The following is a 25,160-nucleotide window of genomic DNA, read 5'->3' as shown; positions in this document are numbered from 1 at the left end:
TCCTGTCGGGAGGATAGCGTATAGGCGGGTGTGGTCTTTGAGGTAAATCAGACCTAGAAAACCAAGAAGCCCCTAGCTGTTTTGATCTAGGGGCGTTTCTCAGGATTGGTTGCGGGGGCAGGATTTGAACCTGCGGCCTTCAGGTTATGAGACTATTTCCAAATCTTGCCCCACGTCTCTGCGTTTTTCCCGAGCGGCGTGAGACGATTGAAATCGCCTGATTTCTTGAAACCTATCCTCTCCTGACCTTTCCTTGACACTCAGCCTCTTTCCCCCAAAATGATGGACCAGCAATGGACAATTTCTGAGAGCGACACGATGGCCCGTCCTTGGAGTGCTTCTAAATATCCCGGCATACGCTACCGACTGCATGAAAGTCGCAGCATTGGGACCCGCAGGGATCGCTATTTTGCGATCTACTATCGGCTTGATGGAAAGCGAATTGAGGAAGGCGTTGGTTGGGAAAGCGCAGGGTGGACCGAAGGGAAGGTGAACGCCCTTCTGGCCGAGCTCAAAGAAAATCAGCGCACAGGAAAACGGCCCCAAACTTTGCGGGAACAAGCCGAACTCGCGGCGCTTCAACGGCAGGAAGAGGCCGCTCGCCGTCAGCGCGAAGCCCTGGCCAATATCAGTTTTGCGCAGTTCTGGGTCGAGTTTTATGCCCCCTCTGCTTCTGCCTCGAAGAAATCCCAGACATGGCACAATGAGCAAGGCCATTTCACCAACTGGATTGCACCAGTGATCGGCGAAACGCCTCTCCGCTCGGTCACGACCTTTGCGTTGGAGCGGATTAATAAGCATCTCATTGAAAAAAAACGGGCCGCAAAGACCCAACATGCAGTGCTGGCGACCTGCCGACAGGTCTTCAATCTCGCCGCTCGGCACGGGCTTATTGAGGTGAACCCAGTTACTCAGATGACACTGCCGCGCCAGGATAATCGCCGCCAGCGCCATCTTTCGCACCAGGAAGCCCGGGAGCTCCTCGCTCTTACAGCACGTCGAAGCCCGCAACTACATGATATTTGTTTGCTCAGTCTACATACAGGGTTGCGAGCCGGAGAGATTTTCAAACTGCGCTGGGAAGATGTGAATTTTGAGACCGGCACCCTGCTTGTTCGAGATCCTAAAAGCGGCAAAAATCGCTATGCTTACCTCACCCAAGCCACCCGCACGATGCTCATCCATCGCAAAGACGAAGCCAGTTCTCCCCCCCTCTTTCAGCAGGCCGATGGAAGCCCTTTGCGCGAGGTCAGCCGCACCTTCGAGCGGATCGTCGAGGAACTCGGTTGGAATCAAGGACAAGCCGATCCGCGTTTGAAGGTCGTCTTCCACACGTTGCGCCATACGTTCGCAAGTTGGCACGTCCAACAAGGAACGCCCCTTTACACCGTGGCAAAACTGATGGGACATGCCAGCCTGACCATGACGGAACGCTACTCTCATCTAGCTCCAGAGGGGCTACGGGCTGCTATGCGGGAGTTTGAGCAGACGATTGCTGCAGCACCTGTGTCCGCGTTCACCAGCACGGGGCTAGGGGAAAAAGGGGGCTAAAGACGATAGCGGCATGAGACGTTCCCATGAGGGATTCACCCGTAAAATCCACGCACTCGCCAATGCGGAAGGCCGCTCCACCCCCTGCGTCTGACCGCAGGACAGTTCCACGACAGCATAGAGGCCATGGTCTTGCTCGGACGGAGCTTTGAGCGGCCGCGCAACCCTGCTGACTGATAAGGGCTATGATAGTAACGCTATCCGTGTCTTGATCGAGAATCACGATACTTGGGCAAACATCCCACCCAAGCCCAACCGGAAGGGCACATTCCCCTTCTCCATCTGGGTTTATCGCCAACGCAATCTGGTCGAGCGCTTCTTCGGTAAGATCAAAGACTTCCGGGGCATAGCCACCTGGCACAACAAAGATCCGCAAAACCTCCTCGCAGTTGTCAAACTCGTTGCTCTGCGAATCTTGTGCACTCTGTAATGAGCTACGATCTAGGTCCTGTTGACAAAGTAAGGTAACCATCTGCGGATGGCGGCGAGATTGAGGAAGCTTTCGAAGGAGAGTGCGGTTTTATCGTATCGCGTAGCGATACGCCGCTGATGCTTGAGATGACCTAACATGCGCTCGATACGGTTTCGGTCGCGGTAGCGTTTGAAGTCGCAGGCGATGGGGTCGCGCCGATTGGCCTTGGGCGGAATAATTGGCAAAATGCCGCGCATCAGCAGGTTGGCCCGCACGGTATCCCCATCATAGCCCTTGTCAGCCAACAGGGCCTTCGGCTTAGCGACCGGCAAGGCCATGAGGTCATCGACCGCCGCATAATCCGAAGCCTCGCCGCCAGTCAGGATGAAGCCAAGAGGGCGTCCTTGATTGTCGCACCGGGCGTGGACCTTGCACGTAAAGCCGCCGCGTGATCGACCAAAAGCTTCCTTATACGTCCCCCTTTTGCGCCCGCTGCCGAGACATGGCCGCGAACCGTGGTGCTGTCGATCATGTGCTACCAATCGTCGGTTAGGCCGAACTCGACCAGCGTGGCTAGGATCGCATCCCAGACACCTTGCTCAGCCCAGCGGCGAAACCGGACATAGACCGAGTTCCACTTCCCGTACCGCTCATGCATATCCCGCCAGGGGCACCCAACCCGCAGCACATGAAGCATGCCGTTGAGAAAGCGCCGATTATCATGAGCAGGTCGGGACTTACGCCCCCGCTCCGAGGGCAAAAGCACCTCGATAACGCCCCATTCCTCGTCCGTCACATCACCACGTGCCATCGCCGCTCTCCGCAAAGAGCAGTGTTGAATCACAGATCAGCGCCTTTGGGAATTAATTTTGTCAACAGGGCCTAGCTGAACATGGTGGATAGCCGCCCGCCGTGATCTTTTAGAACAGCATCGAGACTGATCGGTAGGCACAGGGAGTAGCTTAAATCAGAAGGAAATCTGTCCAAGAGGCGGGGGGAGGGGGTTAACCCAATTTTTATCTTCACTCGGTAACCAAATAGGCTAAGATTAATATCGATTGATACTGCATTTTTTGGGAGCGTCAATTGCCTTCGCCATTCGAGGAAATGCTCCAACAAGTTCGCCAATCGCGTGGGTTTCCTAGCTATGAAGAATCAATAACATTACCGCAGTTGGTAGATCTACATAGTGAGGATCAAATCATATGGCTGCTGCAAGAATGGGTTCGAGGTAAAATACAGGCTTTTGATGCCTCAACCACGCTTCCTATCTTACTGCCTCGATCGCCTTACTCCCCCAAAATTTCTTGGGACTTCGTTAGCGGTCACGTGATTGGAGCGGAAATGGGGGCTCGTCTACTCTTAGAAAAGGCCCCTGCGCGATTAACCTACTATGGTTGGCTTACAATTGCCCCCACAGGGCACTGGTCTTTTCAACTCCAAGCCTCCAACCTTCCGGCTCTTCGCCGTATTATTCCCGGTCGACCTGTCATTTTAATCATACCGCTTATGTTAAAAAATGAGGCTACTGGCGAAGAAAGCCATTTCCCGCTTCTTATTACGATTGAACACAATCGACGTTTTGGTCTAATCGTATCCACTGAATGCCAAGGCCGTAAGCAACATGGCTATTCCCGCGACATTTGGGATCTGGTGGAAGCAACCGTCCGTGCCGGTTCTCTCGTCTCTTCGCAGATTTTTGGCGATGAGGGTTTGGTCTGGAAACATAGCTTGGCTTCTTTTTTCTCGAGCCTATTTATAAAAGGCTCCCCGGATTCGGTTTCCAACGTGTTTGAAGCAGGGAGTAGAATTTCTGCTTTATCACGGGAAATACAGCAGATTTTCACAATGCGCCTTTCTGCAGCCGTTTGGAAAAAATCTGATGTTACTAAAATTATTGATAATCTTGAGAATCTCGCAACCCCGATGACCATAAATGATATTGGGACTATTTCGCCTCCATCTTCAGAAGAGATTGCCCCAAGTTATCATGAGGAGAATGTGAATCATCTTCGGAAACAGGATTTGAAGGAAAATCCCGGAGATATATACTGTTTAATGGCCGAAAAATTGCCCGATCTATTGCCGCGCGCCAAGTTACCTAAAATTTTTCAAGAATCCTTTGGAACATCTCTAATCGGAAAAAGTACGTTAGAAAAACTAGACATGACAGGCAACGGTCCACCAAAAACCATCTTGAGTGGTAGAGTTCATTATAAAAAAAGTGATTTTATTGACTGGTATAGAAGCTGGAGAAAACCATAGCGGTATCCGTTTCTATTTTTAACGGTAAATAAAAATACTTACTTGAGCATTCACCAGCCCCCAGGAGACTGATATGGTTTCTTATCCTTTTCCCTCTTCAAATCAACCAAACCACTATTCAACCCATGAAAATGACATTAAAAATAAAACTCAATCCATTAATATTCATAACAATTTTTTCGATGCTCAGAAACGATATATCAAACACCAAGAGGAAATAAAATCATTACATGATGAATTATCAATTCAAAATTACTTAAGATCAATTCCAACACAGTATATTCCGAGTATTGACTACCCACGCTCACCTTTATTAATAGATGATATTTTTTCAAAAAATACTAGTGATTTTCTAAAAAACTTATCTACTACCTTAGCTGTCCCCATCGAAATAGCTACTGTTTGCATGCTTTCTACAGTCTGCACTGCAACCAGAGGTCGGGTTTCAGTCAGATTATCGTCACTTCATAAAGAAGTATTAACAGAATATTTTTTGATATCAGCACCATCGGACAGCAGGAAAGATAATACTGCACATTTCTTTCGAAATACACTTCTAAAAGCACATGAAAGCATGGTTCCTGATAAAAAGATTCTTAACTCAAATACTTTTCGTGAAATTATAAAACGCATGTCAAGTAAAAGAAAAAAAATGATAGAAAATGAAATAGAGAAAAATATATCTCAAGATTGCGATATTGTCGCAGAAATACTGAAACAAAAGAACGCAATAGAATTAATTGAAAAAACATCCTCTTGCGCACATCAAATTAAACTTATTATTGATACACCTACTGCAACGTCTCTTATTCGAGCACTGAATACTCAAGATGAATTTATATGCATATTTGACGTAGAAGGAAGATTTTTGGAAAAAATCAAGCATGAAAATATCCAAAATATAATAATTAAATCATACGATGCAGAATCGTATTTAGGTGGTTCCGATATAAAATTGAATGTAGATCTTAATTCACCAATCACATCAATGTGCTTACTCACAAACCCGGAAATATATCAAGATTTCTATCAAGATGAGAACATTATGAGGAGCGACATATCATCCAGATTCCTACCTATATTTCTTGGACAAAGCTTTATAGAAAAGAATTTATCCGAAGATATTTCGGAAGAAATACAGGAATGGCTCCAAAAGAAAATACGATCCATCATGTCAGTCGAGAGGCCCAGATCGGATAATAGCGAAAAAATATTCAATGAAATAATTTTATCCACCGAAGCTAAAGAGTATTTCTCCTATTTCAGAGGGAGAAATGATGTCGAAGCTTTCGTTAGTGGAAAAAACTATGCTCATAGAGCCTTTAAAAATAGAAAGCCAAGCCATTTGATTAGATTGGCAGGTATATTACACATTCTTGAAAACGATCAATTTATCGACAACGAAATATCAGCAAAGACAATAAAATCTGCGGATATACTCTTAAAATTTTTTGATGTTTACGCGCAATCGGCATTTGACAATCAATATCAAAAATCTCTAAACGTAGCTAATAAGATATTAAATTGGATATACAGGCATAAAAAAAGCTCATTTGAAGAAAGAGACGCCCAGAGAGGAGTTGGTCGCTGCACAATCGAAGAGATAAGATCAGGTATAGATATTTTAGAAACAAATCTATACTTAGGACGGTTACACTTGAAAAACCTAAAATTTGTCGTGAACCCAAATTTAATCACGCAAACAAATCTTATTTCTCCAAACCCTAACATCGGATCGTCGGGCATCGATTATTCATAAATTGAAACTTGCTCATAACGATTTTTCACTCCAAAATGAGCGTTGACAACGTTGACTGTCAACGTTGTCAATATAATTTTCAGCGATACGACCATGTCGTTCATCCCAACTCAGACATACATCACCTCTGTGACCCTCCCCCGCGCCGTCCTGGCGCGGGGGTTTTTGTTTGTCTTCAGAGGAGAGTTCCATGTCCGAGACTGATGCCGAGACAATCCTAGCCGGGCTTGCCCCCGCCGATCTAGATGCAGGCCTGATCTTCAGCGGCCAAGCCTCCGGCCGCCTGATCCGGGGCTTTACCGCCCCCTGCGCCTATACCCCAAGCCCCGATCCCTTCTACGTCTTCCCCGAAGCCATGCGCGAACTCGTGGTCTGGCTAATGGCCCCCGCCGATCCGCTCTATGTCTTCGGGCCGACCGGCAGCGGCAAGAGCAGTCTGATCCGCCAGGTGGCCGCCAAGCTGAACTATCCGGTCTTCGAGATCACCGCCCACGGCCGCCTGGAGTTCGCCGATCTCGCCGGGCACCTCAGCCTCGATCAGGGCAGCATGCGCTTCCAGCACGGGCCGCTGGCGCTGGCCATGCGCTATGGCGGCCTGTTTCTCCTCAACGAGATCGACCTGCTCGATCCGGCTGTCGCCGTCGGCCTCAACGGCGTCCTCGACGGCGCGCCGCTCTGCCTGCCGGAAAACGGCGGCGAGATCATCGCGCCGCACCCGCTGTTCCGCTTCGTCGCCACCGCCAATACCAATGGCGCCGCCGACGAGACCGGCCTCTACCAGGGTACCTTGCGCCAGAACCTCGCCTTTATGGACCGCTTTACCCTCTGCGAGATCGGCTACCCCTCACCCGAGACCGAGCGCAGCCTGCTCGACCGCCGAGCCCCTGCCCTGCCCGAAAGTCTGCGCAGCACCATGGTCGATTACGCCCACCAAGTCCGCCGCCTCTTCCTCGGCGATCCCACGGCAGGCAGCCTCGCCGAACGCATCGAAGTCACCTTCTCCACCCGCACCCTGCTGCGCTGGGCCGACCTCACCCAGCGCTTCCAACCCCTCGCCCGAACCGGCATCCAGCCCGTCACCTACGCCCTCGACCGCGCCCTCGGCTATCGCGCCACGCCGCCGACGCGGGCTTTGTTGCAGGAGTTGGCGCAGCGGCTGTTTGCCGTTTCGGCCTAAGGCGCTGACGCGATCCGAGGCGCTGCCTCGGGCTCCGATCAAGGGCCTTGGGCCCTTGATAATCCCCTTTTTCCTGATCTGACGCGCTCCGGCTTTGGTCGGATGAACTGCTTTTTCCATCCCCGGGATTGCCAAGGGCCCGTCGGCCCTTGGCCGGGGGTTTGGGGGCAGCGCCCCCTTCTGCGCGCAGCGCAATTCCATAGGAGACGACGAATGACGGACATTACCGTTCTCAAACACCTCACGGCCCTGCGGCTGGAGGTCACGATCTGGTCGGCGCGGCGCAAGCTGACCGCCGCCGATCTCTGTGCGCCGAATTTACCGCCGGAGACGGTGGCGTCGCTCGGCAGTAAGAAGGTTTGTAATCCCGAAGACCTGCGGGTGTTCGGGGCGTTAAAGAGTCGGGCGGTGGCTTTGCTCGACCGGCATGGCGTGCGATTTCTCGGTGGCTGGGCCCTGCCGGAGCGGGCGATTGATCCGGTGAATGCTGGGCTCGACGCCATCGGGGCCGAGTTTGTGCAGGCGAAGGCGGAGTTTCTCGCCCGCTATGATGCGGCCGTGGCGGATTGGATTCGCGATAATCCAGGCTGGGAGGCGCTGCTGGCCAATGCGGCTGTCAGCGCCGATGTGGTGCGGTCGCGGTTGGGGTTTGCGTGGCAGATGTTCCGACTGCAGCCGCCGAAGGGGCGGGAGGCGAGTAAGCCGCTGACCGAGGCGGTCGAAGAGTTGGGCGGCACCCTGTTCGGTGAAGTGGCGAAAGTCGCCGAAGAGGCGTGGCAGAAGAGTTTTCTCGGTAAAACCGAGGTCTCGCTGAAGGCAGCCTGGCCATTGAAAGGCCTGCGGCAGAAGCTTGCGGGACTGTCGTGTCTGGAGCCAAGGGTGACGCCGCTGGTCGATCTGATCGATACCGGGCTTGCCGCTTTGCCGGAGAAAGGTCCGTTAACCGGCGGTAGCCTGCTGGGACTGCAAGGCCTCGTCTGCCTGCTGCGCGATCCGGCGGCGATGCGCGAGCACGGACAGAAGATCCTCGACGGCATGGGGCTGGACGCGGCCTTGCAGGCGCTGGTCGCTTTGCCCCCGCCGCCGGTGCAGCCGCTGCTGCTGCCGGAGGAGACACCGGACACGCCGGAAAGCCCGGATGCGGGCGGGCAAGCGCTCGACAGTCTCGGCCTGTGGTGAGGGAGGTTGCGATGGTTCCCTCCCCGGCTCTTCTCTCCTGCCTGCCCCTACTCGCCGCCAGCCTCGGCCATCGCCACGGCGTGACAGTCGAGATCGGCGGGCCGCGCGCCTATACCGATGGGCGGGTGATCCGCCTGCCGGATTTACCAACCTCGGGCGACCCGCGCTTCCTCGGGCTGGTGCGCGGTTATATCGACCATGAGGCCGCCCATATCCGCTTCACCGACTTCGACCTCCTCCGCCGAGAACAGCCGGACGTGCTGGAAAAATACGTCTGGAATATCCTCGAAGATTGGCGGATCGAGGATCGGCTCGCCAAACTCTATCCGGGCTGCGGCGAGAACTTCCGGGCCTTGATCCAGGAACTCTTCCTGGACGCGCCGCGCCCGAAGCTGCCGAAAACCCAATGGTTCCTCGACTGGCTGTTGCTCACAGTCCGATCGTGGCGCCTTCCGGCCCTGGCCGGGCGCGTCCGGCGGCGGGCCGGGGAGGTCGAACGGGTGATCCCCGGCCTTCTTGATCGCGTTACCCCGATCTTGGAGCGGATGCGCCAGCACTGCCCCGACAGTGCCGCCTGTCTAGCCTATGCGCGGGAGATCATCGCCCTGTGGATGAACACCCCGCCCGACGATCCTAACGCCGACCCCCAGCCCTTACGCGGCAGCGATGAGGCGGATCTGCCCGAGGATATCGCCGCCATCCTGCGCCGCTGCTTGCGGGCCTCCTCGAAAGAGCCGATCAAAAGCCGGACCAGTGTGGCGGTGATGGGCGACAAACCGGTGCAATCGCTCACCGACCAGCAGCTTGCCGACAGCCGCCGCCTAACCAGCGGTTTAAAAGCCCGGCTAACAGGGCTGCTGCAGGCGAGCATTCTGAAGCGGGTGGCACGCAGCCGCCGGGGAAAGCTCGACCCCAAGCTGCTCGCCAGCCTCGCTACCGGCTCGCCCCGCATCTTCCGACAGGGGCAGCCGAAGCCGGGGCTGAACACGGCGGTGCATCTGCTGCTCGATACCTCGGGTTCGATGCGGGAGCGGATCAGCTTGGCCGGGCATCTCGCCCATGCCGTCGCCGAGGCCCTGTACGGCGTCGGCCTGCCGCTCGCCGTTACCGCCTTCCCCGGCCGCCCCCAGCTCGGCACCGCCACCTATGTGCCGCTACTGGACTATGGCGACCGACCGCACGCCCGCTTCCTGCCCGACGCGAGCGGCGATACACCCCTAACCCAGGTGCTCTGGGCCGTGCTGCAACAGATCAGCCGCCGCCCCGAGCCGCGCCAGATCCTGCTGCTGCTCACCGACGGCGAACCGGACGATCCGGAAACCGCCAAAGACGTCCTCACCACCGCCGCGCGCCTGGGGATCGAGGTTTATGCCCTCGGCATCAAGGCCCCCAGCATCACCAGCCTACTGCCGATCACCTCCCAGAACATCGACACCCTCGACGCCCTGCCGGAAGCCTTGTTCCAGATGCTTCAGCGGGCGCTCATCCGGAGAAAATGACATGCCCAACGATATCGTTCTGCTATCCCCCAATCCCCGTTGCCCGGCCTGCGGCTCCTATCATACCGAACCGGAAATGGTCAGCGAGCTTGGCGACATGCTGGCCGCAGGGGCGGCAGGCGCTGCCGCCTTAACGCTTGCCCGCGTTGTTCTGCAGGGGCCGCTTCTCCCTCTTTCCATCGTCGGCTTCCTCCTGGGCGTTGCCGCCTGGGCAACTGACGACACAGAGGATGACGCCGCCCCGTTGCGCAAATACCAATGCCACAATTGCGGTTGCCATTTTGAGGACTAATAAAATTCCGCGCGGGTAGAAACACTCGCGACGAGCCTTTGTCAAAAGACCAACTCTCTCATCAGGGAGCCCGGGAAACCGGGCTTTCTTTTTTAAATCAAACTTAACTTTCAGACTGATCTGAAAATTATAACACCGAAATAGCGGCAATATGTTCCTGAATAATCTCGACAGGGCGCAGTTTCTATAAATCGGTATATGGTAATATATACTCAGAACACTTCAATCAACCTTCATAGTATGGTGAAACTTACCGAGGACTTCATCATGTACGAGTATCGCACCGATATCCTGGCCAAGATCCAGGAGCGGCTAATTCATATGATCCAGCACCACTCAAAAGTGCTGGTGGTTCGCTTTGATGTCCGCTTTCCGGAGAATGCCCCGCTTCCCCAGCGGAACGACGCCATCTCCGCGCTGATGAAACATCTGAAAGACTGGTTCTCCCTGAACAGCATTGAAGCCCATTACCTGTGGGTTCGGGAGCAGAACCTCAGCGAGACGCCGCATTATCACGTGGCCTTCCTGATCAACGGAAACCGCTGCCAGACGGGAACCGGTTTGCTTCAGTCGGCATCACAGGCTTGGTCGGTGATTCTGAACTACCCCTGGCCACAAGGTCTGGTCCATTACTGCGATCTCGATGGCGGTCGGGCCTGGATTATGCTGTGCCGCCCCTCGGCCCAGTCCAAGGGTGCCGAACAGGCTGCGTTTGGATTTCAGGTTCAAGCCGTCTTCGAACGCCTCGCCTATCTCGCCAAGACCTATAGTAAGGATTTGGCCCCCTACCGCGTTCGGGATTTTGGAACCTCGCTTTTGCGGGTGGAAACCCCCGTGCCTATGGTGATCCCGACACTTTATCCAGGGGCGCAAACCGCTGTCTGATCAAGGGAGGGGGAAGGGCGCTTCTTGTGCGCTTCCCCAGTCCGGCCCTTAAGCGGCCTTTTGACCCAAACGGATCAAATCTTGCTGAGAAAGTAACGGCAGCATGGTGCTATCGATATGCCGCTGCAGCGCTGGCCATTGGATCAACGCATAGGCAACGACATCGACCGAGACCGGTAGCAGGCTTTCGGTAAAGCGCGTCCATAGCCGATCAACCATTGCTTCGGTCAGCGGACCATAAAGCACCAGATCGATATCCGATCCCGGCTTTTGCGTGCCGGTCGCGCGGGAACCGAACAGCCCGACCCTTTCAATCTGGAGCGCGAAAGGAGCCAGGACGTCGGCAATGATCGTGATATGGGATGGGGTCAAACCGTGATTAATCATACTGGCCTCCCTCCGTTACGGCCCGTTCGATCATGACCGTATAAAGCTCTTCCAGCCGCGCAAAATACTGCGCGCGGATATCCTCAATGATTTTCTCGAAGATTTTAAAATTATAGGTATGGGACATTTTGTTACGCGCATCGAGCGCCTGCATCCAGATATCGCCTTCCTGAATGATCTTCGCTGCGAACCCGGCCCGGATAACGGCCGCCGGGGTAATCGTCTCGAGCGCGACGCCGCTGGCTTCGAGGTAATCTTTCAGCAGCTTCCAAGCCAGTTCCCAGGTGAACTCGAACCGCTGGATCACGCCTTCTTTTTCGAGTTGGGTGAGCGGGCGACTGTCCATGATCTCCATAGCTTCCCGCAACAAGCTGAAAGCCCGCCCAAAGTTCTCAAGACGGTAAAGCCAACGGGGTTTTTCCGGGGTTGTCATCGCACGCTCGATAGAGGAAAAGGCACAAGCAGGAGTATAGCACCCCTCGCCGCGCGAACCTATCGGACCAAGGACCGTTCTGGAGACAAAGATGGTTATCCGAAACCCTATCCCGACCAAAAACCAAGCGGCGCTCGTTGATCGTGACGATGCCAGCCTCCAGCACCTGCGCTATCGATTGACCATAGGTCTTGAGCAAGCCCGCCGGGGAGAATTGGCCGCAGGCAGTGGCGAGGCAGCGATCCGCCGGGCCTTCGTGGTGGCATGGGGCCCGGCGTCACCGCCGGGTCCCTGAGTTGATATCAAGCGAGTTGTGGGTCGGTGCCAACACGCGAAGGGTTGATATCCCTCTCGTCTGCCTCACCCTCCAGGTCGTCCGGGTCTGCCTTCTCAAGGACGACGTGATCCTCGATAAACTTGGAAGCCCCGAACAAGGCAAAGCCTGCCACCACCAGAAAGCCGATTGCGCGATACATGGTTTTTCTCCGTGAAGGTGCTACCCTCATAGAGTAAGGTCCCCTCCCTCCAGATTTTGACATATATTGGGGCCAAGAGGCTTCTTCGTTCAAACGGACGAGCTTCACTCTCGGTTCTATACTTTCATGGAGGGTATAGTACGGGATATGGACCACCGCGCAGGGGGTTGATGGCCAGCATCTCCCCCTTTTTGCAATCAGATGCTCATCGATATCCAATTGACGCGGCCCGAACGTTAGGCTGGTTTGCCAATCCCATATTTTCATATGAAGTTCGCTCAAAAAGCGACTGCACCCGGGAAAATCAGGTGCATCACGCAGGGAGAGGGATGCCTTTGGCCGCATCCTCTAAATCGCGCACCCGTTTTTCTGTCGAAAGCACCAAATCACCATCCTTATTGAAAATAGGCGTATCAATCATCGCCTTAATGAGCTGCGCGAATTTAACGACCCGAAATACCGTTTCACGATTCTCCGTAAGCGCTGTCCTGTCCCCACCTATCCCGCTTTCTCGTTTCATGCGAGGGACGCTGCCTCTGAGTTTGATGGGAGGTTGGTATGGGAGTCCCTTTGGAGGTCCGAACCGAGTCAGCTTTGCTGGGTGAGGTTTTAAGACGTGGGTCGGGTCATCGGCGTTGGCCGGATGATGTGAAGGGGCGGATTGTTGCGGAGACGCTGGTTCCGGGGGTTTTGGTGCGGGAGGTGGCGGCGCGGTATGGGCTGAAGCCGAACCATATTTCGGAATGGCGGGCGCGGGCTCGGCGGGGTTTGCTGGCGGTGCCGGAGTTGAGCGGGGCTGCTTTTGTACCGGTGGTGATGACCCCGCCGCCGGAGGTGCCGGAACCCGCTGCAAGCGGAGCATCGATTGAGATTGTCGTGGGCGACGTCACGGTTCGGGTCGAGAACACGGCATCCGTGGAACGGGTTGCCGCGCTGGTCGCGGCCCTAAGGCGGCGTGCATGATCTTCCCATCGAACCGGGTGCGGATTTTGATTGCGGCAAAGCCGGTCGATTTCCGCAAGGGGCTGGATGGGCTAACCGCCCTGGTAAAAAGCGAATTGCAGCGCGATCCCTATACCGGCACGGTTTTCGTCTTCCGGTCGCGCCGCGCCGACCGGCTGAAGCTGCTCTATTGGGACGGCAGTGGTTTGGTGCTGACCTATAAGCGGTTGGAGGCGCAACGCTTTGTTTGGCCCAAGCTGCAGAGCGGCACGTTGGCGCTGAACCCGGCCCAGTTCGAAGCCCTATTTGCCGGGCTCGACTGGCAGAAAGTCCGCGCCGTGAGCGTGCGTCCCCCGCAGGCGATTGCGTGATTTTCTGGGGGCTGCAGGCAGGATTTAGCGTGAGCTAATCGGCTGTTTTTGCTATTATTTTCCTATGATAACCGCTGCCGATCTGCCCGACGATATCGATGTCTTGAAGGCGCGGATCCTTTCCGTCGAAGCCCGGAACTTGCGTCTTGAAGCCTTGGTTGCCGCTTTCAAACAGGCGCTCTTCGGGCGGAAGTCCGAGCGGCTGGACCCAGACCAGTTCGACCTCGCGCTAGAGGATATCGAGAGCGGCATCGCCACCCTCCACGCCGAAGAGGATGCCGAAGATCGGGCGGCGAAGCGCCCCCTTAAAGCACAGGCCGGCAAAGCACGGGCCACCAATCGCGGATCATTACCGAAACATCTACCGCGTCTCGAAGAGGTTCTCGAGCCCGCAAGCCTGGTCTGCGCCTGTGGCGGCGGCTTGCAGTGCATCGGGGAAGACGTCTCGGAACGTCTCGATATCGTCCCGGCCCAGCTTCGCGTCCGCGTGACCCGCCGCCCCAAATACGCCTGCCGCGCCTGCACCGACGGTGTCACCCAGGCGCCTGCCCCAGCGCGGCTGATCCCCGGCGGCATCCCGACCGAAGCGATGGTGGCGCAGGTACTGGTCAGCAAATATGCCGACCACCTGCCGCTCTATCGCCAAGCCCAGATTTACAGCCGCCAGGGGGTCGATCTCGACCGCTCGACCTTGGCCGATTGGGTGGGCCGGGCGGCCCTTGAACTCCGCCCTCTCCATGCGGCCCTGCTGGTCACTCTGAAGCGTTCCACCAAACTATTCATGGACGAGACCCGCGCCCCGGTCCTTGATCCAGGGGCAAGGAAAACCAAAACCGGATACTTCTGGGCCTTGGCCCGCGATGACCGCGCCTGGGGCGGCACAGAGCCGCCGGGCGTCGCCTTCACCTATGCTCCGGGACGGGGCGGGCAGCACGCCGACCGCATCCTGTCCGGCTTCGGCGGCATTCTGCAGGTGGACGGCTATGCCGGATATAACCGCCTGATCGCGCCCGACCGCACAGGTCCTGGCATCCAACTGGTCTATTGCTGGGCCCATGCCCGCCGCAAGCTGATCGAGATCACCCGCACCGGCCCCGCGCCGATTGCCGAGGAAGGCCTCGTCCTCATCCGCGCCCTTTATGCCATCGAAGCCGACATCCGCGGCTGCGACCCCGCCGCCCGGCTGGCAGCCCGGCAGGAGCGCGCCGCCCCGATCCTCGCCCGCCTCGACGCGTGGCTGCAGCACCATCGCCCCCGCGCCTCGGCAAAAGCACCCCTGGGGGAGGCACTGGCCTATATCGCCAAATACCGCGACGGCCTCGGTCGCTTCCTAACCGATGGCCGCGTCGAGATCGACAATAACGCCGTCGAACGCAGCATCCGCCCCATCGCCCTCAACCGAAATTATGCGGAGCGCCGGATTATGCGCAGGTGCTGGCGGCGGTCCCCGAAATTGCGCCGGGGCCGCCACCAAGCACTCCACATAATCACAGGGACTGCAAGAAGCTCAGCAAGGTGTCGGAGGCCCTAAACCTTCCGGGCGCGGCGGTGCTTGGTTGGAGCTTCATCAGTGCCTGCTCCTTCATCGCGATATCGGCTTCCACGTACATATGCGTCGTTGCGGTGTCCTCGTGCCCGAGCCACAGGGCAATCACGGTAATGTCGACGCCTGATTGCAACAGGTGCATGGCTGTCGTGTGCCGCACGGTATGGGGGGTGATCGGGCGCTCAAGGAGGCCCGGGTTTTTGAGGCCAGCAATGGCTACCGCAAGGTCTAGCCGCTGCGTGACGTTGGAGCGGGACATTCGTCCACCACTGCGATTTGGGAAAAGAATGGCATCGCCTGTCGGATCTCCGATCCGGCGGCGCCAGGACTTGATGAGTGCGGCGGTCGCTCGCCAGAGCGGCACACTTCGTTCTTTGCGACCCTTGCCGCTTAGATGAACGGCGGGTTGGCCTTCAAGCACAACATCTCGACACCGGATGCCAGTCATCTCGGAAACCCGGGCGCCGGTATTATACATCATGCTGAAAAATGCCCGGTCGCGTTGTCCGGCCCAACTGGTCTGATCAGGGGCTTCGATGATGGCGCCGATCTCGAGACGAGACAGAAAGCCGACCATTGGCCGATCGAACCGCTTGAGCGGAATCGCCAACGCCCGTTCAATCGTGGCCAGGGCGGAAAGGTCATGGTGCGACGCAAACTTCAGGAACGTCCTGATCGCGGCCAAGCGTGCGTTGCGACTGCGCACGCTGTTGCCACGCTCCTTCTCCAGGTGGTCAAGGAAGGCCAGCAGCATTGGCGCGTCGAGATCAGGCAATGTGATTGCGCCGGGCGTTCGGCGCAGTGCTGCAGCAACATAGGTGAGAAGCAGGCGCAAGGTATCCCGATAGGCCGCGATGGTCTGGCTACTGACCGCGCGTTGCTCCCGGAGATGATCCATGAAGAAGCGTTGCACGAGCGTTGGGAAGGTGGGAGGAGCGGGTTCAGCCATTGCCGATTTCCCTGCATACAAATTCTTCGAAACGATTCCCGGCGATAGCCATCAGGTCCGGAATGCCGGTCAAATACCAATAGGTATCCGATATCTTCGCATGGCCGACGTAGGTGGAGAGCGCGGCGATTGCATTATCGATATCGGCGCCATCGGCCTGCCACCTCTGGATACGTCGACAGATAAATGTGTGGCGGAAATCGTGGATGCGGACTTCAGGATGAGCACCGCGCGCGACGATTCCGGCTTTGCTGCGAAGCCTCTGAAAGGTCCAATGCACGGCACGTGATTTTAGCGATCGCCCAGGTGTCGAAACGAAGAATGGTTCGTCGGCTGCGCGCGGGAGGAAGCGGTCCCGAACGGCCAGATAGTCGGTGAGAGCGCTGGCGACGGTCGAATGAAACGGCACGTGCCTCGACTTTCGGAACTTGGTCATCCGAACCGTCAAACATCGGCTACCAAGGTCTACATCGGCGCAGCGCAATTTGATCGCCTCGGAAACGCGCAAGCCGGTCGCGGCGATCAAACCGTAGAAGGCCTCGTATGCGGCGGGTCGCAGGCCGCCCATGGGTTCGAGATGCCGTGCCGCTGCCAGCAACGTCACCACCTCTTCCTCGGTGTAGATATGTGGTGTGACCCGGCGGTGAGATTTGCCGAAAATCTGGTTCTGCGGGAACTCCGTGGCTGGATCTTCACGCAACAGATAGGTGGCGAACGGCCGAAGGCTATCGAGCCGCCGCGCCCATGCGCGTGGTCCATCGGTACGAGCGTGTCCTTTGGCCCACTCGATCACGAGGTTCGTTGTCAGGGAACCGGTATGACCAGAGCCGTCATAGAATCGGGCAAAGGACCGCAATTGGCTCGCGTTCGGCCCATTCGTGCGAAATCCCAAGGCCTGACGTTCAACAAGGAACGCCTCGACGTGTGCTACCATGATCGCGCCTGTCATCACGCCCTCCCTGGCCAGGGCATCGCCACGGCAGACAGCCGACGGAGATCGATCTTGGTGTAGATCTTCGACGTATCGAGGCTGCGGTGCCGCAGGATATCGGCAATATGCTTCATGGGGGTACCATCGCGGAGCAGCCGACTTGCGACGCTGTGGCGAAGCACGTGCGGATCGGTTCGATGCCACCCACATCGAGCAAAGGCGGCGATCACCGCATGCTTCGCAACTCCTTCCTTGATGGGAACGTCGTACGGCGCGACATGGCGCACGAAGATCGCGCGACTCTTGGTCTGGGGCCGTTCGTGACGCAGATAATCTGCAATCGCGGTGCCGGTGGCGGTCGGCAATGGAAGACTATCGGTGAAATGCGTCTTGGTTCTGGCAATGCGAATGATCCCGTTCCGCCAGTCGATATCCTCGATCCGCAGTTTGACGACTTCAGAGCACCTGAGCCCAAGATCCGCGACGCACCTCACCATGGCGTAAGCGCGTCGTCGGGACGGCAGCCGATCGTCGAATGAGGCGAGAACGGCGTCAATCTGAGCCGATGATAAAACATCAGGTAAAGCAGCCAAGCGCCAATGCGCCGCGCGCGGGATTGCCCGCAGGAGCTTGCCGACATCGTCACCCAACATATTGCGGAACTTCAAATAGCAGCCAACGGTTCCACCAGCGACGCGCACAGCCCCGGCGCTCCAACCGCGGCCTTGGCCCAGGACAAAGTGTCGAATGTGGTCGGGATCGAGCTTCTCAGGGACAATCTCGCCGTCGCCAAACTGCTCAATAAGCAATCGGCGAACGATCTGGATCCGCTGCTGCCGTGTCGTGTCCGCCAGACCGCCGACATCGCGCATGTGCCGATCGAAATATGCCAGCTCACAGCTGACGTGATCCTTCTGCTCCGCAAGCGGAATCTGGCCCTGAGCGCGAAGTACACCCAAGAGATGACGAATGGCGACGCGCAACTCGTGACGCAGTTTGCGAACTGGCGGGCGGCACGTGCAAGACGGCAAATGCTGGTCGAGAAACTGCTGCTGCGCAGCTTCATTGATCAGCATGAGGCCCAAGCCCGCTTCGGTAACCCACTTCGCGAAGTGGGCGACACAGGCCAAATACACGCGCACGGTGTTGGAATGATATCCGCCTGCTCGAAGCTGGGCGACATACTCATCTTCGACTGATGCGATGACGCTGCTCGATATCCACTGGCGTGGATCGGGCTGCAAAAGATCTGCCTTCATGAAAACTTCCTCTCCAATTCGTTGGGTGGAGAGGAACGGTATTATGTGTAGATGAAATCAGTCACGCCGTGCGGCAGAGAGCAAAAGACCGCGTGTTGGCCCCATCTGAAAACACGCACCTGCGCATAATCCGGCGCTCCGCATAATTTCGGTTATGGAAATCTATGCATAACCGAAAAAACGCCCTCTTCGCAGGCCATGACACCGGAGCCGAAAACTGGGCCGTCATCGCCTCGTTGATCGAGACCTGCAAAATGAACGGTATCGACCCACAGGCTTGGTTGACTGCAACCCTCACCGCCATCGTCAAAGGCCATAAGCAGAGCCAGATCGACGACCTGCTCCCGTGGAACTACCACTCCAACGTGTGAGCGGAACACCGCTTACGATTCTACGGCGAATACGTACTGTAATCCACACCATGTTCACTAGGCTCCAGACTCATAACCAATAGCTGACGGTCGCGGCGATGCAGATGGCGGCCATAAAGACAGTTGCCCTTCGGTCGTATCGAGTTGCGATACGGCGGAAGTCTTTGAGGCGGCAAAACATGCGCTCAATGGCGTTTCGCTTGCGGTAAAGGGCTGGTGAGAAACAGTTTTTCCATCGGCGGTTAGCCTTTGGCGGGATGTTGGGGGCGGTCCCTTTGCTCTCGATTTTTCGGCGGACGGCATTGCTGTCATAGCCCTTGTCGCCATGCAGAAGTGCGGTTTTCGGCAGCGCGTCGAGCAGTGCATCGGCGGCTTTGCAATCCGCCACCTGTCCGCCGGTCAGCAGAAACGCGATGGGGCGGCAAAAGGCATCGGTCAGCGCATGGATTTTCGTTGTCCGACCACCCCGCGAGCGACCAATCGCCTGCGCCCGTTCCCCCCTTTTCCGCCCGCAGCACAGCGGTGCGCTTTCACAGCGGAACTGTCGATCAACACCTCTGCTGGAGGCCCGCCTGCAGCGGCAAGCGCCTTGAAAATCCCCTGCCAGATGCCTTTGTCGCCCCAGCGGACGAAGCGATTATAGAGCGTCTTGCGCGGCCCGTAGATCGAGGGCGCATCCACCCAACGGCACCCCGATTTCAGCACATGAATGATGCCGCTGATAACCCGCCGGTCGTCCACCCGCGCCTTCCCGCGCGTATCCTGCGGAAGATGCGGTTCAAGCCGTGAAAACTGCTCGTCGCTCAGCCAGAAAGGTGCGTCGCTCATTCAAAGCCTCCAGCACGAGGCTTTGAATCATAACTACATTGGCTTGAAAAGAGAGTTTATGGGTCCGGAACCTAAGGCTGTGGTCTGTGGTTCCAACGTCGACCCGCAAGCGCTCATTTTTCGCTCGGGCTGTGATCAGCCCTCTAAAGGCCGCCTCACAGACTTCCGGCGCTTCACAATCAGACACGACTTCAGAGTACCGTTTTTACGGTAGCTATCTAAATCGCTAGGCTAGAGCGTAAATCATCCGGTGTGTTGATATTGCGCCCGAACCATCCGTCAGGAACGGACACCCGACGTCCGCCAAGCTCGGAAATCACATGCTTTAGGGCGTGACGCCCGCCCGCGACAGCTTCCCTGATACCGGGCAAAGCTTCGGTTCGCCAGAGCGTGAGGATAGGACAGAAGCCCCTCGTATCCACCGGCATGAAGCATAGAGCTGTATTTCCGGAAATAGACGCAATCTCCACTTCGGTAAGCAGCCGCTCCCAAATTCCATAATGCAGATCCGGCATATCACAGGGAATCGTTAGTAAACCGGCGAGGTTCTGAGACTGAGCCCAAGTCAGTGCCGCAATCAGACCAGCTGCCGGTCCTACGTCTCCGGGCGGATCGAGTACTACAGTAATATCACCGGGCAGTTCTGGAATCTGATCTGGTGATCGCAACGACAAGCAGATATTTGGAGCCCAGCGGTGAGCTTGACCGAGCGCCCTGTCAATCAAGCGTTGACCGGCATCTATGCACTCGGGCTTTCGGCCTCCCATACGCACCCCCTGCCCGCCTGCCAAAATGGCAACTCCCCACCTAGATTGCGGGGTCATTACAGACATAAAACTCGACATATTAGAACTCCTGTTACTATTCGGGGCTTTCGGGACACGGTCAGAAGCGCCCGAACTCTCCTGTCGACTGGACGCATTTTCGGAACACAGTCACGCCCCGATGATCCCCCATTCCTCGTCCGTCAGACCGCCACGCATGCCACCGGTCTCCCCAAAGACCAGTGTTGAATCACGCCCGGCCAAATTTGGGAATCACCTTTGTCAACAGAGCCTAGCAACCTGTTGAAAACCCTCAGACAATGGGCCAAAGCATAAACATCAAACCTTATTTAGGCCAGCCTCTATTTTTTATTATCAAAATATTTATTACTTTCTAAGCAAAAGACGATTATACTTAAAAAAATAAATAATATAACCACCCGCCCAAGACAGTGCCGCGAACCCCATCACTGTTGCTATCCTCTCCGGCAATATCGGCATCAGCAATCGCGCGAGCGTTCCGATAGTAATCAGGGTGCAAATTGCGATATCACCCCAATCGGCCTTTAGGGGCAGGCCAGAATGGCCTTTTGTAGCGCGAATCATCACGGCTATGGTCATCAGACCAATAGCTCCTGCGGTCCATAGGTGCGGTGATGCCGCCAGATCGACCCAACCCAGACTGGCCGCGGCGGTCATCCAGAACCCAGCAGCAAAGGCACCCCAGGCCAAGTGCAGAACAAGCAGCAGTGGCTCTGACCAAGTGGCCAGTCCACGCCAGCGGGCCATGCGAAGAAAATTACCCCCGCCAGCCAGCGCCAAGGGCACAGCTGTTAAGGACGCATCCGGCGCAGCAGCCCAGGCGATCAGGGCAACCGCGCTGAGCACCAATACCGCCGCATCAAGCCGATTGAACAGCGCCGGCAATCGAGTGTCCCACCGTGCGGTCAGCCAGTTGCGGGTAAAGGTCGGAATGATCCGTCCGCCAATTATAAGATTGAGCAAAATGACTAACCCGAGCCCCGCCCGCCAAGCTACCTGCGCACTACCGTGATAGGCGATCTCCACATGAAACGCCGCATCGGCCAGCAACAGCAGAATCAAAATCGCAACAATCTTTATATTGCGGTTATTCTTTGCGGCCAATAATTCAGCCAAGATTAAGGCGGCGAGAAGCGCATAGAAAGCCAGGTCGATTGCAGCGACCATCCAAGGATTGAGACCCGCCGAAACACTGATTGCCGCGCGTCCTGCCGCCCAAACCACCACTACCGCGGCCAACCGCCAACCCCCGATGGACGGGCGGCTCGTCCAATTGGCGACGGCCGTCAGCAGAAAGCCGGCAATAATGGCCCCAATCCCACCGAAGAGCAGCATATGAATATGCCAGTCGCGCGGGGAAAAGGCCGTTGGCAGAACAACCAGCCCCAGATAGAGCGGCACCCATATCAGGATCGACACAGCGATACAGAGCGCCCCCAGCGGGAAAAATGGTCGAAAGCCGGAAGAAAGCCAAAAAGGTGTGCGCATGGGCGGTCTCGCTCGAAACAGGCCTGCCCTAAAGTCAGCCAGGCGGGGAACTGATACCGCCTCGCACTTGCGGTAGCCTTGTGCCAGAGCAAGCTTGACGCTAGTTTGGCACGGTTTCGGCGAGTCTGAAATGCGTGCGCCGTAACACTGACTTGGCACGAGGCGGGTATGGTCACAGAGAAATTGGATCAGGCGCTGGTCCGCAGTTTCCCCATTTTTCAGAATACTCCGGCAGCGGATCTCGGCACGATGCTGAACCACGCCAGTCCCCGGCAGGTTTCCCCCGGCAGCAGTGTATTCACGCAAGGGGCGATGGCGGATAGTTTCTACGTCCTGCTATTTGGGCGCCTGAAGGTAGTGCAGACAACACGCGATGGACATCAGGTTATCGTACGACATGTGAACCCTGGCGATCTATTCGGCATTGCTCAAGCGCTGGCCCGCCCGGATTATCCGGCAACGGCCATCGCCTTGACCGATAGCCGAATGTTGTTTTGGAACGCAGCGCTCTGGTCGTCCTTCCTCTCCCTCAGCCCCGCCTTTGCCCAGAATGCCTTGCATGCCGTTGGGCAGCGCTTGCAGGAAGCGCATACCCGCATCCAAGAGCTAACTACAGAAGAAGTTGAGCGCCGCATTGCCCACGCCGTCTTGCATCTCGCCGAACGATCTGGGCGACCTGCCGAGGGTGGGGTGCTGTTAGATTTTCCGATTACCCGCCAAGATATCGCCGAAATGACCGGCACGACGCTGCATACCGCGAGCCGCATCATGGCCGCTTGGGATACCCAGGGTCTAATCGATTCCAAACGGAAAAATCTATTGGTGCGGGATACATTCGCCCTAACGGCAATTGCAGAGCGCGTGGCGGAGTAAAATCACCGGCCGGTTTGCTGCACCGCAAAGACGGGGGTAGCCAGAAACGGGCAGGCTCGCGGTCCTCACTCATCGATCCTTGCGAGAAACCCCATGTTGGCTGCCCTTCCTCAAACCGTCGCTACCCTCGACCTCCGCACACTGCCCCACCCCGAACGGCATCGGTTGGTTTTCGTGCAGTTCGCCGCTCTGCAACCCGGCGAGGCCGTCGAACTTATTAACGATCATGACCCGCTGGGGCTGCGCCACCAGTTCGATCAACATGTGCCCGGCTATTTCACCTGGGCGTATAGTGAGAGCGGGCCGCAGGATTGGCGCGTCGTCGTCGGTAAGACCGCTGTTCATACCGAGGCCCCCGCCGCCAAGGCCCAGTGCGGGTGCGGCTCGAACGGTGCCGGGGGATGCGGCTGATCCAGCGCCACCCCGAACCGTCTTCCCTAAGGGACCGTCTGGTCGCAAGGGGTCGCTGGGGGTTCGCCGTGCCGCACCGCCCCTTGTTTTTGGGGGCGGCGCTGCTGGCAAGCCTAAGCGTTCCCCTGTGGCTTGCGGCCCAGGCGATGGGGGTGTCTGACCTGGCGGGCCTGCCACCGCGCCTCTGGCATACGCGAGAAATGCTGTTTGGTTTCTTGCCTGCCGTGGTCGCGGGCTATCTTCTCTCCGTCATGCCGAACCGATCCCGCCGCCTGCCGCGCCATGGCGTGCCGCTGGCGGGGCTGGTTTTCCTCTGGCTCTTAGCCCGCCTGCCCCTCCCTGCCCCGCTCATGACGCCGGGAATATTGGTCATCATAGATGCCGCCTTCCCAGCGGCTGTCCTGGGTGCTCTACTGCGTGAGGCTCGCTTCCCCGGACCCTGGCCCCATTGGCCGGAAATCGGTGCAGTCGCGGTACTGACTGTCGGATGTGGGGCCAGCCGAGCGCTCTTCTTGCTCGAAACCTACCCCCAGTTCTGGCAGCTTTGGCCTGGGACACTGCGGGCGGCCTTGACCTTGGCGTTGTGGTTGATTTTCCTCGTTGGCGGGCGGCTGACACCGAGTCTAACCCGAAGCGCCTGCCTCGACCGGAAGTGCCGGATGGCCATTGCCGCCCCAAACGGCTTCGACCGATGGATCATGGCAGTCACTTTGCCCGCGCTGGGCCTCATCGTGGCCGATTTACAGTCTCCTGCCGTAGCGCTGGTCCTGGCCGTGGTAGGCGGGCTGCATTTGGCGCGCTTGGCCCGCTGGCGGGGGTGGTTACCGTTGCCATTGAAGGTGCGCGCCCTGCATTTTGGCTATGCCTGGGCGAGCCTATCGGTTCTACTGGCGGCCGTGGCAGCGTGCGGCTGGACCTCCGGCGATACCGCACGCCACGCTGCGGCGGTTGGCGCCTTAGGCACGATGAGCTTGGCGGTGATGGTACGCCTCGCCACCACCCTAGGGCCCCTGCCGCGTGCCGATCTCCGCTGGTGTCGCTCTGCCCTAGCCCTAATTCTGCTGGCGACGCCCCTGCGCCTCACTGCCGGACCGACGCCCTCACCGCTGCTATGGTTTGCCGCAATCGCCTGGAGCCTGGGATGGGCCTGCAGTGCGCGCGCCTTGGCCCAGGGCTGGTTATCCCGCCCCCGACCAAGCGATACCGCTCGGCCCCTTTAGAAACCCATCGCAGAAAGCGCCACCGAGTGCTAAGGGCAAAGCCCGGTCCGCCAGCGTCGCCGCGTCGATTTCCCCCGCACGTAACGCCCGAAACAGCCCGACAATCTCAAAAAAACCAATTGTCTGCGGCGATAAGCGCAGGCTCGCCACCCCGGCCGCGCGCAGGCCGGGCAGATGTGCCGCCAGATTAGCGCAGGCGGTCGATAGCGTCTGAATACCATTGATCGCCAGAAAGGCTTGATCGTCGAGCGTTGTCACCGCCAGACCATCGGGATCGTCGGCGCATGCGAATAGGCATTGATCCTTCGGACGGTCATGGTAGCGGGCATGATAACAGCGGCCCGACAAAGCTAAGGGTAGGCGTCCCCACCCCCAAACCTCTACCGGCACCGGACTTGCTGCCGTTAGCGCGGCCACCGCAGTGAGGGGTAGTTCGGGCGGCAGAGAGACCCGCTGCGCCCCCCGCCGCGCCAACCAGCGCAGGCTGCTTTCGTTATAAACGTTCACCAGTGGCCCAACCGAGAAAGGGGCCCCGTCGACGAGGGAGTTTAAGGCCGTGAGGTCATTGATCTCAACCTCCACCCCAAGGCTCCACAGGTCGGCGGTCATCCGCTGTTCACGCGGCAGGGTAACCAGGGCGAGGCTCGTTATCGCCACCTGCTTGCCGGACGCCTGGAGACGTTCGATCGCATCGGGCAGCCGGTCTTGATAAAAGGGCAGACGCTTCGAGCAGATCAATTCCCCCATGACCACTCGGTCAACACCGGGGGTATCGGCGAGACGGACGTAAAAGTCGTGCCAGGCATCGGCGGACCAGAAACCCTGAATGGGGCCGACGGTAAACTCCATG

At 57.3% G+C, this 25,160-nt stretch carries 24 protein-coding genes and 5 pseudogenes; 16 read left to right on the top strand and 13 right to left on the bottom strand.

The features are described from left to right. Nucleotides 1–279 precede the first annotated feature (279 nt). Both CHR90_RS19875 and CHR90_RS19635 read left to right on the top strand, forming a co-directional pair. Nucleotides 280–1,440: pseudogene (locus CHR90_RS19875) on the top strand (tyrosine-type recombinase/integrase); the annotation flags it as partial. Nucleotides 1,441–1,499: 59 nt separating this feature from the next. Next, nucleotides 1,500–1,981, top strand: a pseudogene (locus CHR90_RS19635) (IS5 family transposase); the annotation flags it as partial. A gap of 11 nt (nucleotides 1,982–1,992) precedes the next feature. Here CHR90_RS19635 and CHR90_RS07615 read toward each other — a convergent pair. Next, on the bottom strand, nucleotides 1,993–2,505 hold the full coding sequence (locus CHR90_RS07615) for an IS5 family transposase (RefSeq protein ID WP_212668645.1): 513 nt from the start codon (nucleotides 2,503–2,505) through the stop codon (nucleotides 1,993–1,995). Beyond that, on the bottom strand, nucleotides 2,499–2,774 hold the full coding sequence (locus CHR90_RS19525) for a transposase (RefSeq protein ID WP_212668644.1): 276 nt from the start codon (nucleotides 2,772–2,774) through the stop codon (nucleotides 2,499–2,501). Before CHR90_RS19525 ends, CHR90_RS07615 begins: the two co-directional genes overlap by 7 nt. 275 nt (nucleotides 2,775–3,049) lie before the next feature. Between CHR90_RS19525 and CHR90_RS19185 the strand changes: the two genes are divergently transcribed. The 7 genes from CHR90_RS19185 (at nucleotide 3,050) to CHR90_RS07585 (ending at nucleotide 11,019) form a co-directional block, all read left to right on the top strand. After that, nucleotides 3,050–4,228: a hypothetical protein gene (locus CHR90_RS19185; protein ID WP_141210904.1), complete on the top strand. Its 1,179-nt coding sequence runs from the start codon at nucleotides 3,050–3,052 to the stop codon at nucleotides 4,226–4,228. A 73-nt stretch (nucleotides 4,229–4,301) separates the two neighbouring features. Next, a complete protein-coding gene (locus tag CHR90_RS07610) occupies nucleotides 4,302–5,987 on the top strand; it encodes a DUF3987 domain-containing protein (protein WP_094408399.1) in 1,686 nt (561 codons plus the stop codon). Between the two features lie 190 nt (nucleotides 5,988–6,177). After that, nucleotides 6,178–7,164, top strand: coding sequence for an AAA family ATPase (locus tag CHR90_RS07605; RefSeq protein ID WP_094408398.1), 987 nt, complete (start codon nucleotides 6,178–6,180; stop codon nucleotides 7,162–7,164). Between the two features lie 213 nt (nucleotides 7,165–7,377). After that, the gene (locus tag CHR90_RS07600) at nucleotides 7,378–8,343 is read left to right on the top strand and encodes a DUF3150 domain-containing protein (protein WP_094408397.1); all 966 of its coding nucleotides are present in this window, start codon (nucleotides 7,378–7,380) and stop codon (nucleotides 8,341–8,343) included. A gap of 11 nt (nucleotides 8,344–8,354) precedes the next feature. Beyond that, nucleotides 8,355–9,842 carry a cobaltochelatase CobT-related protein gene (locus CHR90_RS07595; RefSeq protein WP_094408396.1) on the top strand — a complete coding sequence of 496 codons (1,488 nt, stop codon included), beginning with the start codon at nucleotides 8,355–8,357 and terminating at the stop codon, nucleotides 9,840–9,842. A 1-nt stretch (nucleotide 9,843) separates the two neighbouring features. Beyond that, entirely contained in the window at nucleotides 9,844–10,134 is a 291-nt protein-coding gene (locus CHR90_RS07590) for a hypothetical protein (RefSeq protein ID WP_094408395.1), read from the top strand. A gap of 267 nt (nucleotides 10,135–10,401) precedes the next feature. Beyond that, entirely contained in the window at nucleotides 10,402–11,019 is a 618-nt protein-coding gene (locus CHR90_RS07585) for a YagK/YfjJ domain-containing protein (protein ID WP_170941334.1), read from the top strand. 48 nt (nucleotides 11,020–11,067) lie between these two features. On the opposite strand, the gene CHR90_RS07580 is transcribed toward CHR90_RS07585, so the two are convergent. The 4 genes from CHR90_RS07580 to CHR90_RS19180 form a co-directional block, all read right to left on the bottom strand. Next, nucleotides 11,068–11,406, bottom strand: coding sequence for a nucleotidyltransferase domain-containing protein (locus CHR90_RS07580; RefSeq protein WP_212668643.1), 339 nt, complete (start codon nucleotides 11,404–11,406; stop codon nucleotides 11,068–11,070). Continuing rightward, nucleotides 11,399–11,839, bottom strand: a complete 441-nt coding sequence (locus tag CHR90_RS07575) for a nucleotidyltransferase substrate binding protein (protein WP_094408393.1) — start codon at nucleotides 11,837–11,839, stop codon at nucleotides 11,399–11,401. Before CHR90_RS07575 ends, CHR90_RS07580 begins: the two co-directional genes overlap by 8 nt. A 302-nt stretch (nucleotides 11,840–12,141) precedes the next feature. Next, entirely contained in the window at nucleotides 12,142–12,315 is a 174-nt protein-coding gene (locus CHR90_RS19420) for a hypothetical protein (RefSeq protein ID WP_170941333.1), read from the bottom strand. 313 nt (nucleotides 12,316–12,628) lie between these two features. Further along, a complete protein-coding gene (locus tag CHR90_RS19180) occupies nucleotides 12,629–12,835 on the bottom strand; it encodes a hypothetical protein (protein WP_141210903.1) in 207 nt (68 codons plus the stop codon). A 38-nt stretch (nucleotides 12,836–12,873) separates the two neighbouring features. On the opposite strand from CHR90_RS19180, the gene tnpA reads away from it, so the two are divergent. The 3 genes and pseudogenes from tnpA to tnpC all read left to right on the top strand — a co-directional run. After that, nucleotides 12,874–13,278, top strand: coding sequence for an IS66-like element accessory protein TnpA (gene tnpA, locus CHR90_RS07565; protein ID WP_094408391.1), 405 nt, complete (start codon nucleotides 12,874–12,876; stop codon nucleotides 13,276–13,278). Continuing rightward, nucleotides 13,275–13,628 carry an IS66 family insertion sequence element accessory protein TnpB gene (tnpB, locus tag CHR90_RS07560; protein WP_094408390.1) on the top strand — a complete coding sequence of 118 codons (354 nt, stop codon included), beginning with the start codon at nucleotides 13,275–13,277 and terminating at the stop codon, nucleotides 13,626–13,628. The genes tnpA and tnpB overlap by 4 nt, the downstream gene beginning before the upstream one ends. A gap of 64 nt (nucleotides 13,629–13,692) precedes the next feature. Then, nucleotides 13,693–15,039 (top strand): annotated as a pseudogene (tnpC, locus tag CHR90_RS07555) (IS66 family transposase); the annotation flags it as partial. 76 nt (nucleotides 15,040–15,115) lie between these two features. Here tnpC and CHR90_RS07550 read toward each other — a convergent pair. From CHR90_RS07550 to CHR90_RS07540, 3 genes are read right to left on the bottom strand one after another with little or no spacing between them, the layout of a single operon-like run. Beyond that, complete coding sequence (locus CHR90_RS07550; RefSeq protein WP_094408389.1) at nucleotides 15,116–16,123, bottom strand: site-specific integrase; 1,008 nt, start codon at nucleotides 16,121–16,123, stop codon at nucleotides 15,116–15,118. Further along, nucleotides 16,116–17,072, bottom strand: a complete 957-nt coding sequence (locus CHR90_RS07545) for a tyrosine-type recombinase/integrase (RefSeq protein ID WP_212668642.1) — start codon at nucleotides 17,070–17,072, stop codon at nucleotides 16,116–16,118. The genes CHR90_RS07550 and CHR90_RS07545 overlap by 8 nt, the downstream gene beginning before the upstream one ends. Continuing rightward, a complete protein-coding gene (locus CHR90_RS07540; protein WP_094408388.1) occupies nucleotides 17,072–18,313 on the bottom strand; it encodes a tyrosine-type recombinase/integrase in 1,242 nt (413 codons plus the stop codon). Before CHR90_RS07540 ends, CHR90_RS07545 begins: the two co-directional genes overlap by 1 nt. A 170-nt stretch (nucleotides 18,314–18,483) precedes the next feature. Here CHR90_RS07540 and CHR90_RS07535 point away from each other — a divergent pair. Then, a pseudogene (locus tag CHR90_RS07535) lies at nucleotides 18,484–18,684 on the top strand (transposase domain-containing protein); the annotation flags it as partial. Nucleotides 18,685–18,754: 70 nt separating this feature from the next. On the opposite strand, the pseudogene CHR90_RS07530 reads toward CHR90_RS07535, so the two are convergent. The 3 genes and pseudogenes from CHR90_RS07530 to CHR90_RS07520 form a co-directional block, all read right to left on the bottom strand. Further along, nucleotides 18,755–19,512, bottom strand: a pseudogene (locus tag CHR90_RS07530) (IS5 family transposase). Between the two features lie 218 nt (nucleotides 19,513–19,730). After that, complete coding sequence (gene mobA, locus CHR90_RS07525; RefSeq protein WP_094408386.1) at nucleotides 19,731–20,357, bottom strand: molybdenum cofactor guanylyltransferase; 627 nt, start codon at nucleotides 20,355–20,357, stop codon at nucleotides 19,731–19,733. Between the two features lie 306 nt (nucleotides 20,358–20,663). After that, nucleotides 20,664–21,806 carry an NnrS family protein gene (locus CHR90_RS07520; protein ID WP_094408385.1) on the bottom strand — a complete coding sequence of 381 codons (1,143 nt, stop codon included), beginning with the start codon at nucleotides 21,804–21,806 and terminating at the stop codon, nucleotides 20,664–20,666. A 168-nt stretch (nucleotides 21,807–21,974) separates the two neighbouring features. On the opposite strand from CHR90_RS07520, the gene CHR90_RS07515 reads away from it, so the two are divergent. The 3 genes from CHR90_RS07515 (at nucleotide 21,975) to CHR90_RS07505 (ending at nucleotide 24,310) form a co-directional block, all read left to right on the top strand. Beyond that, on the top strand, nucleotides 21,975–22,679 hold the full coding sequence (locus CHR90_RS07515; RefSeq protein WP_094408384.1) for a Crp/Fnr family transcriptional regulator: 705 nt from the start codon (nucleotides 21,975–21,977) through the stop codon (nucleotides 22,677–22,679). Nucleotides 22,680–22,772: 93 nt separating this feature from the next. Beyond that, entirely contained in the window at nucleotides 22,773–23,090 is a 318-nt protein-coding gene (locus CHR90_RS07510) for a DUF2249 domain-containing protein (protein ID WP_094408383.1), read from the top strand. 68 nt (nucleotides 23,091–23,158) lie between these two features. Further along, on the top strand, nucleotides 23,159–24,310 hold the full coding sequence (locus CHR90_RS07505; protein WP_170941332.1) for an NnrS family protein: 1,152 nt from the start codon (nucleotides 23,159–23,161) through the stop codon (nucleotides 24,308–24,310). On the opposite strand, the gene ubiV is transcribed toward CHR90_RS07505, so the two are convergent. Further along, nucleotides 24,269–25,159, bottom strand: coding sequence for a ubiquinone anaerobic biosynthesis protein UbiV (ubiV, locus tag CHR90_RS07500; protein ID WP_094408381.1), 891 nt, complete (start codon nucleotides 25,157–25,159; stop codon nucleotides 24,269–24,271). The two genes, CHR90_RS07505 and ubiV, sit on opposite strands and share 42 nt — an antisense overlap. Nucleotide 25,160 lies beyond the last annotated feature (1 nt).

The organism is Elstera cyanobacteriorum, from assembly GCF_002251735.1.
GTDB classification, from domain to species: domain Bacteria; phylum Pseudomonadota; class Alphaproteobacteria; order Elsterales; family Elsteraceae; genus Elstera; species Elstera cyanobacteriorum.
The sequence above is the reverse complement of the archived record's forward strand: the minus strand, read 5'-3'. Positions and strand labels throughout refer to the sequence as shown.

Bases quoted from the DNA above. Each gene is read 5' to 3' on its own strand.
- CHR90_RS19525 (WP_212668644.1), bottom strand. From the start codon at position 2,774: ATGGCACGTGGTGATGTGACGGACGAGGAATGGGGCGTTATCGAGGTG.
- CHR90_RS07610 (WP_094408399.1), top strand. From the start codon at position 4,302: ATGGTTTCTTATCCTTTTCCCTCTTCAAATCAACCAAACCACTATTCA.
- CHR90_RS07605 (WP_094408398.1), top strand. From the start codon at position 6,178: ATGTCCGAGACTGATGCCGAGACAATCCTAGCCGGGCTTGCCCCCGCC.
- CHR90_RS07600 (WP_094408397.1), top strand. From the start codon at position 7,378: ATGACGGACATTACCGTTCTCAAACACCTCACGGCCCTGCGGCTGGAG.
- CHR90_RS07595 (WP_094408396.1), top strand. From the start codon at position 8,355: ATGGTTCCCTCCCCGGCTCTTCTCTCCTGCCTGCCCCTACTCGCCGCC.
- CHR90_RS07590 (WP_094408395.1), top strand. From the start codon at position 9,844: ATGCCCAACGATATCGTTCTGCTATCCCCCAATCCCCGTTGCCCGGCC.
- CHR90_RS07585 (WP_170941334.1), top strand. From the start codon at position 10,402: ATGTACGAGTATCGCACCGATATCCTGGCCAAGATCCAGGAGCGGCTA.
- CHR90_RS07580 (WP_212668643.1), bottom strand. From the start codon at position 11,406: ATGATTAATCACGGTTTGACCCCATCCCATATCACGATCATTGCCGAC.
- CHR90_RS07575 (WP_094408393.1), bottom strand. From the start codon at position 11,839: ATGACAACCCCGGAAAAACCCCGTTGGCTTTACCGTCTTGAGAACTTT.
- CHR90_RS19420 (WP_170941333.1), bottom strand. From the start codon at position 12,315: ATGTATCGCGCAATCGGCTTTCTGGTGGTGGCAGGCTTTGCCTTGTTC.
- CHR90_RS19180 (WP_141210903.1), bottom strand. From the start codon at position 12,835: ATGAAACGAGAAAGCGGGATAGGTGGGGACAGGACAGCGCTTACGGAG.
- tnpA (WP_094408391.1), top strand. From the start codon at position 12,874: ATGGGAGTCCCTTTGGAGGTCCGAACCGAGTCAGCTTTGCTGGGTGAG.
- tnpB (WP_094408390.1), top strand. From the start codon at position 13,275: ATGATCTTCCCATCGAACCGGGTGCGGATTTTGATTGCGGCAAAGCCG.
- CHR90_RS07550 (WP_094408389.1), bottom strand. From the start codon at position 16,123: ATGGCTGAACCCGCTCCTCCCACCTTCCCAACGCTCGTGCAACGCTTC.
- CHR90_RS07545 (WP_212668642.1), bottom strand. From the start codon at position 17,072: ATGACAGGCGCGATCATGGTAGCACACGTCGAGGCGTTCCTTGTTGAA.
- CHR90_RS07540 (WP_094408388.1), bottom strand. From the start codon at position 18,313: ATGAAGGCAGATCTTTTGCAGCCCGATCCACGCCAGTGGATATCGAGC.
- mobA (WP_094408386.1), bottom strand. From the start codon at position 20,357: ATGTCGAGTTTTATGTCTGTAATGACCCCGCAATCTAGGTGGGGAGTT.
- CHR90_RS07520 (WP_094408385.1), bottom strand. From the start codon at position 21,806: ATGCGCACACCTTTTTGGCTTTCTTCCGGCTTTCGACCATTTTTCCCG.
- CHR90_RS07515 (WP_094408384.1), top strand. From the start codon at position 21,975: ATGGTCACAGAGAAATTGGATCAGGCGCTGGTCCGCAGTTTCCCCATT.
- CHR90_RS07510 (WP_094408383.1), top strand. From the start codon at position 22,773: ATGTTGGCTGCCCTTCCTCAAACCGTCGCTACCCTCGACCTCCGCACA.
- ubiV (WP_094408381.1), bottom strand. From the start codon at position 25,159: ATGGAGTTTACCGTCGGCCCCATTCAGGGTTTCTGGTCCGCCGATGCC.